The sequence below is a fragment of the Synechococcus sp. PCC 6716 genome (assembly GCF_022570815.1).
Taxonomy (GTDB): domain Bacteria; phylum Cyanobacteriota; class Cyanobacteriia; order Thermosynechococcales; family Thermosynechococcaceae; genus Thermosynechococcus; species Thermosynechococcus lividus.
Genome location: NZ_JAKLTU010000023.1, coordinates 25518 through 41890, shown reverse-complemented (window position 1 = coordinate 41890; position 16373 = coordinate 25518). Strand labels below are relative to the sequence as shown.

General features: G+C 55.5%; 11 protein-coding genes. 7 read left to right on the top strand and 4 right to left on the bottom strand.

The annotated features are described in order from the left end of the window. Positions 1–184 precede the first annotated feature (184 nt). The 5 genes from hpsA to L5220_RS09980 all read left to right on the top strand — a co-directional run bounded on the left by hpsA (position 185) and on the right by L5220_RS09980 (position 8999). Positions 185–5308, top strand: a complete 5124-nt coding sequence (gene hpsA / locus L5220_RS10000; protein ID WP_499573356.1) for a hormogonium polysaccharide biosynthesis protein HpsA — start codon at positions 185–187, stop codon at positions 5306–5308. After that, on the top strand, positions 5247–5975 hold the full coding sequence (locus L5220_RS09995) for a hypothetical protein (RefSeq protein ID WP_499573355.1): 729 nt from the start codon (positions 5247–5249) through the stop codon (positions 5973–5975). The genes hpsA and L5220_RS09995 overlap by 62 nt, the downstream gene beginning before the upstream one ends. An 18-nt stretch (positions 5976–5993) precedes the next feature. Beyond that, positions 5994–6986 (top strand): prepilin-type N-terminal cleavage/methylation domain-containing protein, encoded by a 993-nt coding sequence (locus L5220_RS09990; RefSeq protein ID WP_448534351.1) that lies wholly within the window; start codon positions 5994–5996, stop codon positions 6984–6986. A gap of 13 nt (positions 6987–6999) precedes the next feature. Next, entirely contained in the window at positions 7000–7548 is a 549-nt protein-coding gene (locus L5220_RS09985; RefSeq protein WP_448526662.1) for a prepilin-type N-terminal cleavage/methylation domain-containing protein, read from the top strand. A gap of 293 nt (positions 7549–7841) precedes the next feature. After that, positions 7842–8999, top strand: a complete 1158-nt coding sequence (locus L5220_RS09980) for an RNA-guided endonuclease InsQ/TnpB family protein (RefSeq protein WP_499573352.1) — start codon at positions 7842–7844, stop codon at positions 8997–8999. A gap of 19 nt (positions 9000–9018) precedes the next feature. Here L5220_RS09980 and L5220_RS09975 read toward each other — a convergent pair whose 3' ends face one another. The 3 genes from L5220_RS09975 to purL are packed head-to-tail and all read right to left on the bottom strand — an operon-like array spanning position 9019 to position 14612. Continuing rightward, entirely contained in the window at positions 9019–10875 is a 1857-nt protein-coding gene (locus L5220_RS09975; RefSeq protein WP_499573350.1) for a S9 family peptidase, read from the bottom strand. Beyond that, positions 10875–12326 (bottom strand): amidophosphoribosyltransferase, encoded by a 1452-nt coding sequence (purF, locus tag L5220_RS09970; RefSeq protein WP_499573348.1) that lies wholly within the window; start codon positions 12324–12326, stop codon positions 10875–10877. The genes L5220_RS09975 and purF overlap by 1 nt, the downstream gene beginning before the upstream one ends. Continuing rightward, positions 12327–14612: a phosphoribosylformylglycinamidine synthase subunit PurL gene (gene purL / locus L5220_RS09965; RefSeq protein WP_499573346.1), complete on the bottom strand. Its 2286-nt coding sequence runs from the start codon at positions 14610–14612 to the stop codon at positions 12327–12329. A gap of 221 nt (positions 14613–14833) precedes the next feature. Here purL and L5220_RS09960 point away from each other — a divergent pair, with 221 nt between their 5' ends. After that, positions 14834–15046, top strand: coding sequence for a hypothetical protein (locus tag L5220_RS09960; protein WP_099798151.1), 213 nt, complete (start codon positions 14834–14836; stop codon positions 15044–15046). A gap of 24 nt (positions 15047–15070) precedes the next feature. Then, positions 15071–15466, top strand: coding sequence for a hypothetical protein (locus tag L5220_RS09955; RefSeq protein ID WP_499573343.1), 396 nt, complete (start codon positions 15071–15073; stop codon positions 15464–15466). Between the two features lie 8 nt (positions 15467–15474). On the opposite strand, the gene L5220_RS09950 is transcribed toward L5220_RS09955, so the two are convergent. Then, positions 15475–16365: a Ycf66 family protein gene (locus tag L5220_RS09950; protein ID WP_499573339.1), complete on the bottom strand. Its 891-nt coding sequence runs from the start codon at positions 16363–16365 to the stop codon at positions 15475–15477. Positions 16366–16373 lie beyond the last annotated feature (8 nt).

The following is a 16373-nucleotide window of genomic DNA, read 5'->3' as shown; positions in this document are numbered from 1 at the left end:
TTGGCGGGTGGCACGCGATCAAGGGCAACATCCCCTGAGACACTCACCCCTAAACCACAAAAAGTAAAATTTTATGAAGAGCCCACCGTCACCATGAAATTTTTTACGAAAAAATAACCACACTAAAGTAAACCCTTGCCGGTTCCGATCACCGCTCCTTGCTTGTCTTTCATAAGGTTACCCTATGACTCAGCAGCACCGACGCTTCGGCCTGTCTAAGCGACAGTATCGCAAACTGATTCGCAGTATCCGCCATCTTTTCTATCAACTGCGGCTGTGGTTACAGCGTCGCCTTTCGCCAGTGCTTCGACAACGCCGAGGGCGACCCTTGCGCTTTGGCCGAGCAGGTTTTGTGTTGCCCACCGCCATCATTGTCACCTTGGTGCTGACCCTAACGGTGGGTGCCCTGATGCTGCGCACCCTGAATCGCACCAGCCAAGTGGCCGGCGAACGTCAAGATATTCAAGTCCTCAACGCCGCCACCCCGGCCATTGACCGTGCCAAAGCCAAACTGGAATACCTCTTTACCCGCGAACCCCGCCGTCCCAGTGGGGTACCCGGCGAGGCGCGGCTACAGGAACTGATGCTCAACGAGGGCGCAAACCCTGACCCCTACACCCTTGCCGACGAACAGCGAATTGACATCAATGGCGATGGCGCGGTGGATAACGCGTGGGTCTTTCAGCCTACCCCCAACTCCATTGTCGCCTACTCCATTTTGATGACCCGCCCCAACGACAGCCAAATCAACCAAAGCGATGCCGCCAAAGCCGCTGCCTTAGTCACCCGTAACCGCGCCCTGAATATTTCTGAAGCGGCTGGTCAGTGTGCGAGTGTGGGTGGCACCGCCGCTGGCAGCGCAGAAGCAGGGTGGGACAGTATTGGCACCGCTAGTTTGCGCAAGAACTTTCAGGTCAACGCCTTTGTCTATGAAAACCGCAATGGCGGTCAAGCCCTTGCCACCCTTGATTTTGTGCAAGAGCGCGAGTTAGATCGCGGCAATAAGTGGGGGGCATGGTTCCGCAATGACCTTGAAATTTTTCCAGGGCCGGCCTTCCGCTGGAATGGTGCCATGCACACAGAGGGGAGTATTTTTGTGGGTGGCGGCAACAACTTCACCGCCTATCTTGTCAGCTCCCCCAACTCCTGCATCTATACCCGTGCCGCCTCAGAAATTACCGCCGCCCAGGTTCCGGATATTTACGACATGGATGGCGATGGCAATACCACAGAACCCGTGTTCCAAGGACAGTTTATTGCCGGTACCCTGCGGGACAATAACACCAACGGCATCACCACGGTGCACTCCTACCGCGAGCCACCAGCCAACCCCTACACCACTGGTGATAGCGACCCCCCCGGCCAAAATACGCAGTTTCGAGCCAGCCGTGACTCTGTTGTCGATTCCGTTAGCCAACCGGCTCAACTCGCCCTGAATCCGGTGCTAATTGTGACCGAAGATCGCAGTCGTTCGCGCGCGACAGACACCAGTAACGCCAGTTTTCGGGCAAACAATTGGAACCAGCAGTTTTATGGTCCAGCAGACAGCGGCGGCACAGGGCGTTTCTCGAACCAGCAGGTCTCAAAGCCCTACGTGGATGATACCTACCGCGCCGACGATCGCTACGGGCCTAAACCGGTCTATGCCAACGTCACTCGCGATGCCCTTGAGAATGATCCTGACGTAGCCGCAGAATTTGCCGATCGCGTCGTGCCGCCCGGTACCTTAATTGGCAGCCAAATTCCCAGCACTAACCAACTCCTGCTGCGCAATACCGTCCCCGCCTCTGCCGAAGTCGATCGCCGCACCGAAGTCGGCCTCGATGGCTACTGGGAGCGCCGCGCCCGCCAAGAAGGGCTACGGGTGATTGTGGGTGAACGCCTTGAACTCGGTAAACCCCTCGACCCGCCCGCAGGCAACACCGCCAACAACAACCGCCGCAACGAGTTTTACCAGCATCGCACCCTGCGCGATGACCTCGCCGCCGTGCAAGCCACCGCCATTTACCACTACAAAGCGGTGGGCACCACTATTAACTCCAGCATTCCCGATCCCTTTGTGCAGCCCTATCCTGGCCAAGATACCGGCGGTTACCAACCCGTTGCCTGCCTCGCCACCACCCACCACCACGGTACCCCCCAAGCAGCGCTGCGCAGCATTATGTTTAACCAGTACGCTGGGGTAACCCTGCCTGCTGGGTTTCAGTTCTTTGACTTCTTTACTGGCCGCGGCACCAACGGCTGGGAGTTTATTCCCCCTGACCCGAACACCCCCGCGATGCAGCAGGCACTGGCCAACTTAGTGGCCTATGCCGCTGACACAAGCCAAAATGGCACCGGCATGCTGGGTGCCTTTCCGCCGCGTCAAGAAGCAGGCCAAATTCACCCCAACCCTGTGAGTACCCGTGCCGGTAACTTTTCTAACCTTGCCCGTGCCCTTGACCCCACCTACGGCAACAATAGCTTGGCCGACCAAAGCACCAAGCAAACAGCGGCCTGTATGCTAGGGATGCTCGCCCACAGTGTTAATACTCTGAACAGTCTTAGCTATGATAGCCTCAATCCAACGGAGCTTAGCAACCTCAACACTGCGATCCGCAACTTAGATCAGTTTCAGCAGCCCCCGCTACCACCATTATTACCATCATCACCCATTCCCATTAGCGCCACCACTGGCAACGGGGAAGTCATTCCCTTTCGCGACAGCCCCACCAGCAGCGTTTTGCAGGTCTATCGCCAAGGCTTTCCCGATAATCGCCCCCTGTCCTACCGCAGTGGCTATCTGGATGCCAATGCCTACATCAGCGCCCTTATTGGCAATGCTCGCTGGTCTCTGAGCCCATTGCAGGAAACTAATGACGATGTCAATGCGCGGCTGGCACGCCTCATTGCCCTCAAAGAGCAAGTCGCCTACGACCGCAACCCAGCAGGCTACACCTGCAATATTCCTCCGACCTACCGCCACTTACGGGATGCCTTTTGTTTAGGGTTAGAGCGGCGCGGCTTCGTCATTGGCCAGCAATTTACGATGCCCAACGTTAACGGCACGGTCACCGTTCAGATTGAAGATGCCCCCAGCTATAACTTTGATGTGCGCGATAGCGATATCGGTAGCAGTGTCTATATTGCTGGCGTAGGTCGTATGGAGCTAACAGGCCGTACGACTGATGGCAGCGGCAAACTGCTGACGGTAACCTTGCGAAACCCCAATCCGGCTCAAGCTGGGAATGCCCCCCCTTGGACTGAGATTTCAGCAGGTGCCTCCGCCTCGATCATGACCGGGTCATTACAAACTGGAACCGTCACTGCCGCTGTGACCTTGCCCGCTCTAGGCTCTACAGTTCCCGTGAACATAACAGGCCTCCCTTTGAACGTTGGCGATATTCTTGAAATGCGCTCTGGAAGTACTTTTGCGGGTCGCTTTGTGGTGACTCAGACTAGCCCTACCGTCATCCTGCGCTACCTTGGCGGCAGCTCTACTGGCAGTATTCCTGTAAACTCTGTTGTTGTCCGTCTAGGAAATCGCAGCATAAGTGCGCCAACACCCATTCTCGGCACCTTTAACACCGCCATTAAATATCCCGCCCTAGCCGCAATCTTCAACGGTGTGGCTCCGGCGGACATTGCGGCAACCCCCCGCGCCAATACGGGTGAGTTCCTTATTCCTAACGAGGCGGCCACGGGTGTAACCATTAATTCCCAGCGTTTTCCCAATCGCCTCAATCAAATTATTGACTTTGCGGGCAATGCCCGGAATGTGGCCTTTTTGGACAATACCCTGTTTAATGGCCGCGAAGAAATGGCAGTGCGGGAAATGGACTTCGACCTCGACCTGCTGCGGCGTACCGCCATTGGGGGTGACACATGGCTGCCGATGGGGGGCATTGTCTATGCCTTCCGCGAAGATGCCGTGCGCGAAGATGGCATTGCTCGGCCCGCGGTCAGTGGTCAAAACTGGATGAATACCAATCCAGCCGCGCCTCACGATCCGACATTGGCGGCCAATGGCATTTCCACAAAACCGGTGGACTTTTTTGCCGATCCCATGCGCCGTCCCAATGGCTTCCGCCTCTGGAATGGCGTGCGCCTCGATCGCCAAGGCATTAGCGCCGATCGCAACATTGCGGGCTTGTCGTTTATTAGTGATAACCCTGTGTATATCCAAGGGGACTTTAACTGGCATAGTACCAATGGCAGCACCAGCGAAGCGAACCGCATCGAAGAGTTTACCCAAAAGCTACCCAACGACTTTGATGCCACAAGCTTCTACAACAACCGCACCACCCTCGACAGTCGCTTTGCCCGCCCCACCTCAGATACCTGGCGCCCCACAGAAATTCTCGGAGATGCTGTCAGTATCCTCTCGAATAACTTCTGTAATGGCTCTGCCAACGATTACTTTGCCCAAGCCTACAACGATCCCATCCAAGGGTACGGCAATACGTCACCGGAAAACGTGGCCACAAACTATACCCAACAAACAGGGGGCAATGCGCAGGTGAACAATCCCGCCAATACGCGGATCTATACGACCTGTGCTACCAGTGATAACCTGCGCACCTCGTTCCTCAATGCCAACCGCCCCAGCGCCGATCTGCCGGGGAATTCCGTTTGGCTGCGGGAAAGCCCCTTTGACCCCAGCTCCCCCATTTTTGTGGATCGCAATGGCACACCATGGGCGGTGAATCATACAAACGGTGCGCGAGTTGATCGCACTGGTGCAGTCTTAGAAATCTATCCCAGTGGCACCGGGGGCGACCCGGCCCCCAATAACCCTTACAATACCTATTACGCTTTCACAGACGCGCGATCGCGGATTACCCCAGCTGATACTCGCGTCAATGCCGTGCTGATCAGCGGGGTTGTGCCCTCCCGCCCCACCCAGTCCTACGGCGGCATGCATAACTTCCCGCGCTTCCTTGAAGGATGGGGCAACCTCTGGATTCAGGGAGCCTTTATTCAGCTCAACTTTTCCACCCAAGCGACAGGTCCCTTTGATCAAGACCAGTGGGAAGTTCCCGCAACCGCTGCCTGTCGCAACGTCAACACCGCCTTTAACTGTGCTGCCGATGGGGCTGAGCGCATTAACTACTATGGTGCACCTACTCGGCGCTGGGGCTACGATGTTGGCCTTCAGCTAGCGCCCGCCGGGCCGGTTGCCAGCCGCTTTATTACCCCCGCCCGCCAACGCAGCGAGTACTACACTGAATTGCCTGCCGATGATCCGTACATCCTGCGGCTGCGTTGTGCCCAACGCCCAGGCGGCGGCGGCAGGGTGGATCCAAGCGTTACCGGTTGCCCCGCCTAATCTGGAGGTTTCTGCCATGGGTATCGTGTTTACACCAGTTCGTTATGCCCAACGCGGTCTCACCCTTGTCGAGTGCATTGTGGCCATTCTTGTCGTGAATGTGGCGGTTGCCGCCTTAGCCGCGCCCCTCATGCTCGTGGCAGCCACGCGGGTGCAAAACGATCGCATTGCCCAAGCCACTGCCCTTGCCCTTGCCGAAGCTGATCGCATGCGCGTCCTGATGGAGCAGGGAGTAAATGTGACCACTAACGTCATTCCACCCCAAAGCTCAGTAAGTGCAACACTGGGGCAGCCAAATCTGCTCTCAAGCCAGCCCCCTCCCACGACCGTGACCACCTGTACTGGCGGCGGCATGGGGTTGCCCACAGCCGCCACCCAAGGCTGCTTGCGCACCTTTAATAACGCTCAATTTGTCGTGCAGATGTATCGTGGCACCCTCACCCTTGGCCCCAATAACCGCATCGTTGGCTACCCAATGCAGGTGCGGGTCTATAACCGCGCCACATTTACCGATGGCAGCCCCAGTACCGCCACGCCCATTCAGCAGCAACCCGCCACTATGACGAGTTCCATTGGTAATGTTGGCTTACCCTTGGCGGTCATCACCACCGATATTGTGCAGGGGGATTCGAGCACAACGCTTTGTTCGATTAGTGAATGTTCCTAAAATAAAGGCAGACGAGCGATGAAACTGCGGCATTGGCGGCGAGCAGCCCGAGGATTTACCCTAATTGAGCTATTGGTATCGTTCCTGATTGGCTCAGTGATCACGGTCTCTCTGGGCGCCATTTTAATTGACATGATTGAAACCGAATCTCGGGAAGCCTCCCTGAACGAGGTGCGGCAAGAACTTCAATCCGCCATGAACTTTATTATGGCAGATTTGTCCCAAGCCACCTTTGTCTATGATGGCAACTGCTTACAGGGTGCTGGCCTGTGCGCTAACGCTGATGGCAGTAGCCGCACCCCCATTACCAATTATTTTCCTAACTTTGGCGCCAATATCCGCCCCATTTTAGCCATGTGGATTTTAGAGCCGTTGCCCTACGATAATAACCCTGCCTTTGTATTGCCCACCAGTTGCCCAGCCAATAATCAACAGTGCCTGCGAATTCAAAATGCCCGCCGGGCTTACACGCTGGTGGTTTACTACCTCGATACAACCGCAGATAGCCAATGGCAGGGTGTTGCTCGGCTACGGCGCTATCAATTACGCCAGTATGCAACCATCAACGGCACCACAATTACCCAAACCCCCGGCTATGTCGATCCCACGGTGAATACCAACTTTGTGGCATGGCCCTTAAATTTAAATACAGGTGCAAACTTGCAAGCATCCAGCCCCAGTAATGATCTGGCGAACTTACCGGTTGTTGCCGATTTTATTGATGGCAACTGGACGGATGTTGCCAGCACCCCGATCGCCTGCCAAGGGGCTGTGAGTAGTCCCAATATCAATGCCTATGTGCGCACTCCCCTGCTGAGCACGTCACCCCCAAACAGCTTTTATGCCTGTGTTCAGAGTCGTGGCTCGAACTTCAACACCGCCACCTTTGTGTATCTGCGCGCCAATCCTCGGGGCAAGCCTGCCATTCGTACCCAAGATGAAGCGGTACGGCCGGTCTTAACCACCACAGTGCTCAGTCGTGGCGTATATCAAAAAGTGCCCGGTAACTAAAGGAGGACTCAGTATGACTCAGGTGCCTAACATGATGGCAGTGCGGCGGCGCTACAGTGGCTTTACCCTTATTGAAACTCTAGTTATTGTGGTGCTTGTGGCGCTGATTGCCAGCTTGGCCGGGGTGTCGTGGTTCTCGTTGTTAAGCGAGCAACGGATGCGATCGGGGGTCAATGAAGTCATTTCCGCGATGCGGCTCGCGCAAGCCGGAGCACGGCGGGAAAACCTCCGCTGGACGGTGGCCTTTCGCACCCAGGGTAACCGGGTGCAGTGGTCTGTGAATCGCGCCACGACCCCTGTTGCCCAGTGGCAGTGGCAAAACCTGCTCGAGAATGATGCGGATAAATTGCAGATTGTTGCTGCGCAAACAACCTTGCCCTTAGATGGGGGAATCTATCGCCTGACCTACGAGTTTAATGGTCGTGTGGCCACTACCAATACGCCACCGCAACAAATTACCTTGCAGCCAGTGGGGAGTACCGCCGCCAATAGTCAACGCTGTGTCCAAGTGGTCACGCTGCTGGGCACGATTCGATCGCGCAAGGGTAGCGAGTGCGCATAATTGCCCTCATCCCCAACCCTTCTCCCCAAGGAGAAGGGAGCTAAGGGTTTTGTTCCCTCGCCTTTGGGAGAGGGCTAGGGTGAGGGTAACAAAAGATGCAAAGCTAAAAATTATAGAAACCGGAGGGTTCGGGAACCGGATAAAACCTCGCTCGTTCACAGAAAACCTCCGAGAAGCCCCGCACCTTCAGGTCGGGGAGGGACAGGAGCGGCAATTGAGAGGGGTTCAATACCCCCGAAATTGCCAAGTTTAGTACGCTTGTTTTTCATAGTTACATGTGGAAATATAAGAGGATGAAACAAACTCTGACATTAGTTTGCAAACTTGCAACCACACCTGAACAAAATGCCAAGATTGAGGCAGTGCTTCAGGCGTTTGCTGCTGCTTGCAACTATGCCAATGAGCGCGTCAAACCCAAAACAACCAGCAAAACAACGATTCAGTCGTTGGTCTATAACGACCTGCGAGAACAGTTTGGGTTGAGTGCTAATCAGGCAGTCAGGGTTTGTGCTAGGGTTGGGGCGAATCGAAAAACAGCCAAAGTGAAGGGCAAGCCTGTCAAAGCGTTTCGTCCAACTTCGGCAGACTACGATGCCCGAATCTTCTCTTTTCGGGAGAAGGATTGGACAGTCAGCCTGACCCTGCTGGGATGTAGAGAACACATCAAACTGGACATAGGACACTACCAGCGCAGCAAGCTGAAGGGGTGTCAACCCACGTCGGCTCAACTGTGCAAGCACAGAGATGGACGATACTACATCCACATTCAACTGAGCGACGACGCTCCTGAACCCATTCGGTCAGACAAGGGGATTGGCGTTGATTTCGGTCGGCGTGAAATCGCTAAAACTAGTACCGGTAAAGGGTGGGATGCTAAGCAGTTGAATCAAGTTCGAGATCATTTCGCCAAAGTGAGAGCATCGCTCCAGCAAAAAGCCTCGAAGGGCACACGGTCGAGTCGGCGTCGATGCCGACACGTCCTGCAACGGCTGTCGGGGAGGGAGAGACGTTTTCAGCGATGGCTCAATCATTCCATCAGTGCATCCATCATTCGTGAAGCAAAACACCTCCATGCCATTGTTGCTATCGAGGATTTGACCGGCATTCGAGATAGAATCAACCAGCAACCGAGAAACACGACCGAGCGGAGACGGTCGAACAGTTGGGCGTTCTATCAGTTGCGACAATTCTTGGAATACAAGGGTATCAAGGAAGGAGTTGAGGTGGTTGCTGTACCACCTGCCTATACCAGTCAAACCTGCCATTGTTGCTTGCATATTGGGTTGAGAACTGAAAAAAAGTTCAAGTGTGGGCATTGCGGATGGATTGGTGATGCAGACCTAAATGGAGCAATCAATATTGCGCTTTTGGGGCAGTCCGTAACGCTGCCTGGAGGCTCCTGGCTAGCTTGCGAGATAGCCGGAGGGCTACAGAAAGCCTCGCCCGTCTAGGGCGGGGAAGTTTACATTGTCAGAGTAAAAAGCGCTGGTAAAACGCTAGCTCTGCTGTCAGCGTTGCTTCAATGGTACTGGCGTGGCGGAAGCCATGGCCTTCGGTGGCAAAGGTGTAGTACTCTACCGGAATACCCTTGTCCTGGAGGGCGGCAACCATCTGTTCGGCTTGAGCGGGAGGAACCACCGTATCCTTTAGCCCTTGGAAGAAGATTACTGGACAGGTGAGGCGATCGGTGTGGTACAGGGGCGATCGCTGGCGATAGAGGTCTGCCCTCTCAGGGTAAGGGGCAATCAGGGAATCAAAATAGTGGGCTTCAAAGGCATGGGTGTCTTGGACGATCGCGATGAGATCGGCCACCCCATAGTAACTTGCCCCTACTCGAAACACGTTAGTGAACGTCAGGGCGCATAGTGTGGTAAAGCCTCCGGCACTACTGCCGCGAATGGCAAGGCGTTGGCTATCGACTCGACCTTGGGCTACCAAAAATTGCGCTCCCGCCACGCAGTCCGCCACGTCCACAACTCCCCACTGTCCCCGCAGGCGATCGCGATAGGCACGTCCATAGCCGGTGCTGCCGCCATAATTGACATCTAAGACCGCAAAGCCACGACTCGTCCAAAACTGGGTGCGTAGATCTAAACCCGTACCACTAGCGGCGGTTGGCCCCCCATGGCTTTTGACAATCAGAGGGGGCAAGATGCCGGCAGGGGCAGCATACTCGGGGTTACAGGGAGGATAGAAAAACCCGTAGGCAATGGCTCCTTCGCTACTGGGGAATTCAACAACCTCTGGTTGGGACAGCCACTCTTTGGGGAGGCTTGGTTCCTGGGACGGTAGAGGTAACCACTGCTGGTGCTGAAGATGAAAGCGGATCACTTGGGGGGGAGCTTGGGGACTGCTGCCAATAAAGGCAATTTGCTCAGCAGTCTCAGTGATTAGGGCGTGAATCTCGGTGTAGGGACACGCAAGGGTCTGCCAACTGCCATCCTTGAGGGAGACAAGAGCTAACCGCCACAGCCCGCGATCGCTATAGGTTAAGACGGCAGTTTCAGCGTTCACTAGGGCATAGGTGGACTGGCCAAAGACCCAAGGAGGCATCCCCGCATCGTAGGGAGCCTGCCATACGGGCTCGTGCACCCCCTCGCGATAGCGGTAGAGATTCCACCAACCACTGCGATCGCTCACGTAGTAGAGGGTCTCTCCCTGCCACTGAGGTTGCTGCACCGCTTCCGTTGCCCCACCCGCGATGCGGTAAGGGAGTCCAAGGGTACCATCCGCCGTGACGGTTGCCCCCCAGAGTTCACAGCTATCCCACGGCATCGCCGGAGGTGACCACTGCAACCACACTAAGGTCTGGCCACTAGGGCTAAAGCGGGGCGCGGCATAAAATCCAGCACCGTACACGAGGGGGGTGAGGTCTCCTGTGGGGGTGATAGCCACCAACTGCTGCTGCGTTGCTCCCTGCTCTAGGTGCTGCTCCTGAACACAGACAAGGCAACGACTCACCGGATGCACACAGCCATCGGCAAAGCGGCTATTGGCTGCCTGATAGAGAGGTTGGGGGATAGGCTGCTGCCTAGAGAGCCGATAAATCCCCTGATCTGCATCGTTGACTATGTAAATCTGATCACCGTGGCACCAATAGGCACCCCCACCGTACTCATTCACTCGCGATCGCGCACTGTAGGGAGGGATGAGAAGATCCTGCTGCTCGCTCACCAGAACCACCCGTCCTTGGTCTTGGGGACGGCGCTCTAGCCATAGGAGTCCGGCAGGGGTTGAACGTAAGTCACTGATCGCCGTGGCGGCAGCACTGACGCGCTCTGCCGTCAGAATGGAGTCCCATTGCCCGTAGGGCGCTGTCTGTACCATTAGGGAATATGTTCAAGGACAAGTTTTTGCCGTTTCACTGGCTCGGGAATGGTAATGGGGTACTGCCCCGTAAAACAGGCGGAACAAAAGCGATCGCCCGTATCGTAGGTGGCGCTAATCATCCCCTGCCAACTCAGGTAACTGAGGGAATCTACGCCAATTTGCTCAGCAATCTCGGCCACCGATTTGGTCGCGGCAATGAGTTGATCTTGGTTATCGGTATCAATGCCATAAAAACAGGGATGGGTCACCGGCGGTGAGGAAATGCGCATATGCACTTCCACCGCGCCTGCATCCCGCAGTGCCTTGACAATTTTGCGACTGGTGGTGCCACGGACAATCGAATCATCCACAATGACCACTCGCTGCCCCATCAGCACATCCCGCAGGGGATTGAGCTTCATGCGAATACCCGACTCCCGCATGGACTGGGTGGGCTGGATAAACGTGCGGCCAACGTAGCGGTTTTTAATCAGCCCCTCGGCATAGGGAATCCCCGTGGCTTGGGAGAAGCCAATGGCTGCCGGTACCCCAGAGTCGGGGACAGCAATCACAACATCTGCGGCCACCGGTGCCTCGCGCCCTAACTGCTGGCCAAGACGTTGGCGATAGCTATAAAGGCTCTCGCTCTGCATGACGCTGTCGGGGCGGGCAAAATAAATCATTTCAAAAATACAGAGCTTGCGCTGTGACTCGGCCCAATGATGGCTACTGATGGTGCTGGCAGTAATATGGACAATTTCCCCAGGCTCCACATCGCGGATATAGTCCGCGCCAATAATATCTAGGGCACAGGTTTCAGAGGCTAGAACGTAGTGAGGATCAGCCCCAGGGGCTGAGAGGAGGCGGCCAATGACCAAGGGGCGAATACCGTGGGGATCCCGCACACCAAAGAGACCGACAGGCGTGCCAATCACTAAGCTGTAGGCGCCTTGGCACTGCTGCACGGCAGAAACAATGCCCTCCTGCCAGGTTTGACTGGTTTCTACCGCTTGAGCGATCGCCCAGGCAATGAGTTCTGAGTCTGTGGTGCTGGCTAATACGGCCGTGGGTTCACTACAGGCTAACACCTGCTCCCGCAGCGCATAGGTATTCACCAAATTGCCATTGTGCGCCAGAGCCAGCCAGCCAAGGCGAGTTTGTACCAAGACAGGTTGGGCATTGACAATACGGCTTGACCCCGTGGTGGAGTAGCGATTATGGCCTACTGCAATCTCGCCAGGTAATGTGTTGAGAATCCCCTCATCAAAGACTTGGGAGACTAACCCCATGTCCTTATGACAGTGCACGGTGTCACCCGCAAAGGTGGCGATACCTGCCGACTCCTGACCGCGGTGCTGTAGGGCGTAAAGGCCAAAGTAGGCAAGGCGGGCAACTTCGGCATTGGGGGCATACACCCCAAAAACACCACAGGCTTCTTCCGGTTTATCGGTCAGTTTTGAGTTAGTCATCTAGTCTAAGTACGCTGGCAGGGGCAATCGCCATGCGGCGGTCAACTCCTCCATCGTAACCTTGATAAGGGTGCAATTGTCACAGGTGTCAATGCACAATTCTGTCCCTTGAGCATTGACAATTCCCAAGCGCGTCCAGTACTCCGGCAAGTGCTCACTCAAATAGGCCTCCCACAGCACTTGTTGTGCTGGCGTAACAGAAACAAGGATACGCGCTCCCCCTTCCCCGAAAAGAACAGCATCCCAGCGCGGGTAAATCCCCTCCGGCAGTTGAATGCTTGCTCCCCGCTGGCCACTGAGGCAACATTCCGCAAGGGCAACGGCCAACCCTCCCTCACTCAGATCGTGGGCACTGGCCAGCCAGCCTTGATGAATGCCGTAACGACAGGCCGCCTGCACCTGCTGCTCTAGGTGCAAATCAATCTGCGGCGGGCAACCAGCAACACAGCCGTGCAGTTGGGCAAGATATTCCGATCCCCCTAACGTCACGCGGGGATCGCTAAGCGGTGTCGTCAGCGGCAAACCCAATAGGTAAATGAGATCCCCACTGGTTTGCCACCCTTGACCGACCACCCGTGCCAGATCCGGAATCAACCCCACCATCCCCACCACTGGCGTAGGATAAATGGGCTGGGGTTGCCCGGTACTGTCAATGGTTTCGTTATAGAGGGAGACATTGCCGCCAGTAACGGGGGTGTTGAAGGCACGGCAAGCGTCCGCCAAGCCCCGGCAGGCTTCCGCCAACTGCCAATAGCCCACCGGGGTTTCAGGGCTGCCAAAATTGAGGTTATCAGTAACGGCTAGGGGGTCTGCACCGACACAACTGAGGTTGCGGGCGGCTTCAGCCACGGCGGCTTTGCCCCCTTCGTAGGGGTCTAAATAGACATAACGACTAGGACAGTCCACCGTAGCTGCAATCCCTTTGTGGGTGCCCCGCAGGCGGATCACCGCTGCATCCGCATCCCCTGGGAAAACAAGGGTGTTATTTTGCACCTCGTGATCGTATTGGCGATATACCCACGCTTTGGAGGCCAAGCTAGGGGTACTTAGCAGCGTCAGGAGAACGTGCGACCACGATTGGCTAGGCAATGCTAACTGCTCTGGCTGCCACTGCCGTGCCTGTTGTACATAGGCTGGTGGGGCTGGGAGGCATTCGCGCGTATAGAGGGGTGTATCTTCGGCAAGGGCGCGGGCAGGCACTTCTGCTGCCACCTCACCCCGGTAGAGTACTCGCACCACCGGTTCGGCAATGACGTGACCCACCACAACCCCCTGTAGTCCCCAGCGGTGGAAGATAGCCAGCAACTCCTCTTCTCGACCCTTGGCCGCTACAAAGAGCATCCGTTCTTGAGATTCCGAGAGCAAAAACTCGTAGGGCACCATCCCCTGCTCTCGCACTGGCACCTTATCAAGATCGAGTTCAATGCCTACCCCTCCCTTAGCGGCCATCTCGGCGGTGGAGCAGGTCAAGCCCGCGGCTCCCATATCCTGGGCGGCTACAACCGCACCACTTTGAAAGGCTTCAAGACAAGCTTCAATCAAGCACTTCTCTAGAAACGGGTCTCCGACTTGAACTGCGGGGCGATCGCCCATGGAGTCATCCGTTAGCTCGGCGCTGGCAAAACTGGCCCCCCCCATGCCATCCCGTCCAGTGGTAGAGCCAACATAGAGCACTGGGTTCCCCACACCGCTGGCACCGGATTTAACAATCTCTGGGGTTTCCATCAGTCCCAATGCCATGGCATTCACCAGAGGATTGCCGCGGTAGCTGGGGTCAAAATAGACCTCGCCCCCTACGGTGGGCACCCCCACACAATTACCGTAGTGGGCAATGCCGGCCACCACCCCCTTGATAAGCTGTTGGGTTTTCGCCTCCTTCAGGTCACCAAACCGCAGCGCATTCAGCAGGGCAATGGGACGCGCCCCCATCGTAAAAATATCCCGCAGAATGCCCCCGACCCCCGTGGCGGCTCCCTGAAACGGTTCGATGGCTGAAGGGTGATTGTGGGACTCAATCTTAAAGGCCAAGCGAAGGCCATCTCCCAAATCCACCACACCAGCATTTTCCCCAGGCCCAACTAAGACCCGCTCTCCCTGAGTGGGGAACTGCTTGAGCAGGGGGCGAGAGTTCTTGTAGCAGCAGTGCTCTGACCACATCACCCCAAACATACCCAATTCGGCACGGTTGGGATGCCGCCCTAAACGGCGAACAATTTCATCGTATTCGTTAGGCTTCAGTCCTTCAGCGGCAATATCCGCATCCGTCACAAGGGGAGAGTGGCTCATCAGCTATCTCATATCTCAGAGGCTATGTTTTGATTGTGCCATGGGTGGCAGAACAGCACGAACCATTTCAACTCAGGCCATTTGTCAAGTGTCGTAGCAAATCTTTACATTAGTTCATGTGGAATCGCTAACTTTAATTGCATCTTGACCACATCACCCCCGCATCTAAAGGGAGGGACGTAAAGTAGAGATTATAAAGAAAATCTTAAAGGAGAGTGACGATGACCCCCTCTCTACTACGGCAGTTTTGGTATTTTGTCGAGCAGACTCAGGTGGGGATTTTGCTCAGTTTAGATGATTGTGCATTGCAGCGATGGCTCCTCAACCATTTTAGTGATACCTATCCCCTTGAACAGAGCCAACGGTCTCATCTGGAAACTTATATTTCATCACGGTTGATGCTGATTCGCGACATGGTTGGCGATCGCCCCTAGCGCATTACACTCTCGAGCCACAGCATGACATCTTCTGGCAACTCCTACCCAGTGATCCTCAACCAGTTTTGTGTTAAGACCCTTGAGGAGGAGGCACGACTCCTTTATCCATTCACGTGCCGGTGGCAGCAGAATCCTGAACTAGGAACAGAAGCCTATGCCCTCAATAAGGTGTGCTACCAGTTACCGGTTCCTGCCGCTCGCTGGGGGAGTGCCATTGTGACTCGCCAGCCCCTCGAACAACTTAAGACGAAGGCGTGGCAACTGATTCCCCAGCCGTCTCGGGTCTTTGACTGCACTTGTCTTGAGCAAAACCGCCGCGCATTTTACCCCCTTGTGGGTTCTGCTGCAAAATTTCTCGCGCTGCTTGACAACCCACATGGCGACCAAAGGTTTCTTCAACTAGTTGATGGGTTCTGAGTGCCCTTTTATACGCTAGTGCCCGGAGGAGGCCATGACTCACCTTCATGTGAACTAGAGCTATCCGTGGGAAATGACAAGTGCTCTGGATTTTCAATGCTTGTGGTGGGGGTTTCTTCGTCGCTGTTGTCGGGAATGTCATTGATGAGATCTACCGCTGATGCAGGGGTTTCCTCTACCTCTAAATCCGCTAAACCCGCAGACTCGTCAGTGACGGGGGTTGATACTGGCGTGTTCTCCGGAGCATCCGCTAGCTCTGCACGCTCTGGGTCTGGGGTGGCCGGTGGCTGTTCTGGCTCACTGGGTGGTGCGGCTGTTGCTGCTATGGATGGTGAGTCTTCAACAGTTGACTCTGCTGGTGCGTCTGCGGTTGGGGACACTGTCTCAACATTCGTGGGTAAGGTGCTGCTGGTTTGGCTTTCGCTCCACAAGTCCTCCTTCATATCAGAACTTGTATCCATCAGCGGCTCTGAGCTGGGAGCAGTAGGTGGTGCAGCGGCTATCCCTTTGTCTTTGTCCTTTGCTACGGCACCACTGAATAGACGTTGGACACGGTCTTTGATCTGGGTTAGCGTACTTTCTGGAAGCAATGTTTGAATGCGTTGCCAGAGCGCTTTTGCCTTTTGGGTATCGGTGCGATCGCTAGGGTGGGTCAGTTGCCAGCGGTACTGAAAGGTTTGCCAACCAAACCAGAGAATTAGGGCAACCCCTGCGGTAGTACCCAAAAGTAAACCACCATTGACACGATCGCCGTAGATCCACAAGGTCAAGGCAAAAAAGAGACCGGCACCACTGGCTGCCAAATCAAACTTACGGTACAACTCTGGCAAAAAGAACCCGGATAAGTACAAGCCTAAACTGGCGATCGCCAGACTCCAAGCCAGTAGATTTGTTAGCATTCCCAGTC

What these genes read in the sequence shown, in the direction of transcription:
- hpsA (WP_499573356.1), top strand. Translation starts at nt 185, where the DNA reads ATGACTCAGCAGCACCGACGCTTCGGCCTGTCTAAGCGACAGTATCGC.
- L5220_RS09990 (WP_448534351.1), top strand. Translation starts at nt 5,994, where the DNA reads ATGAAACTGCGGCATTGGCGGCGAGCAGCCCGAGGATTTACCCTAATT.
- L5220_RS09985 (WP_448526662.1), top strand. Translation starts at nt 7,000, where the DNA reads ATGACTCAGGTGCCTAACATGATGGCAGTGCGGCGGCGCTACAGTGGC.
- L5220_RS09980 (WP_499573352.1), top strand. Translation starts at nt 7,842, where the DNA reads ATGAAACAAACTCTGACATTAGTTTGCAAACTTGCAACCACACCTGAA.
- L5220_RS09975 (WP_499573350.1), bottom strand. Translation starts at nt 10,875, where the DNA reads ATGGTACAGACAGCGCCCTACGGGCAATGGGACTCCATTCTGACGGCA.
- purF (WP_499573348.1), bottom strand. Translation starts at nt 12,326, where the DNA reads ATGACTAACTCAAAACTGACCGATAAACCGGAAGAAGCCTGTGGTGTT.
- purL (WP_499573346.1), bottom strand. Translation starts at nt 14,612, where the DNA reads ATGAGCCACTCTCCCCTTGTGACGGATGCGGATATTGCCGCTGAAGGA.
- L5220_RS09960 (WP_099798151.1), top strand. Translation starts at nt 14,834, where the DNA reads ATGACCCCCTCTCTACTACGGCAGTTTTGGTATTTTGTCGAGCAGACT.
- L5220_RS09955 (WP_499573343.1), top strand. Translation starts at nt 15,071, where the DNA reads ATGACATCTTCTGGCAACTCCTACCCAGTGATCCTCAACCAGTTTTGT.
- L5220_RS09950 (WP_499573339.1), bottom strand. Translation starts at nt 16,365, where the DNA reads ATGCTAACAAATCTACTGGCTTGGAGTCTGGCGATCGCCAGTTTAGGC.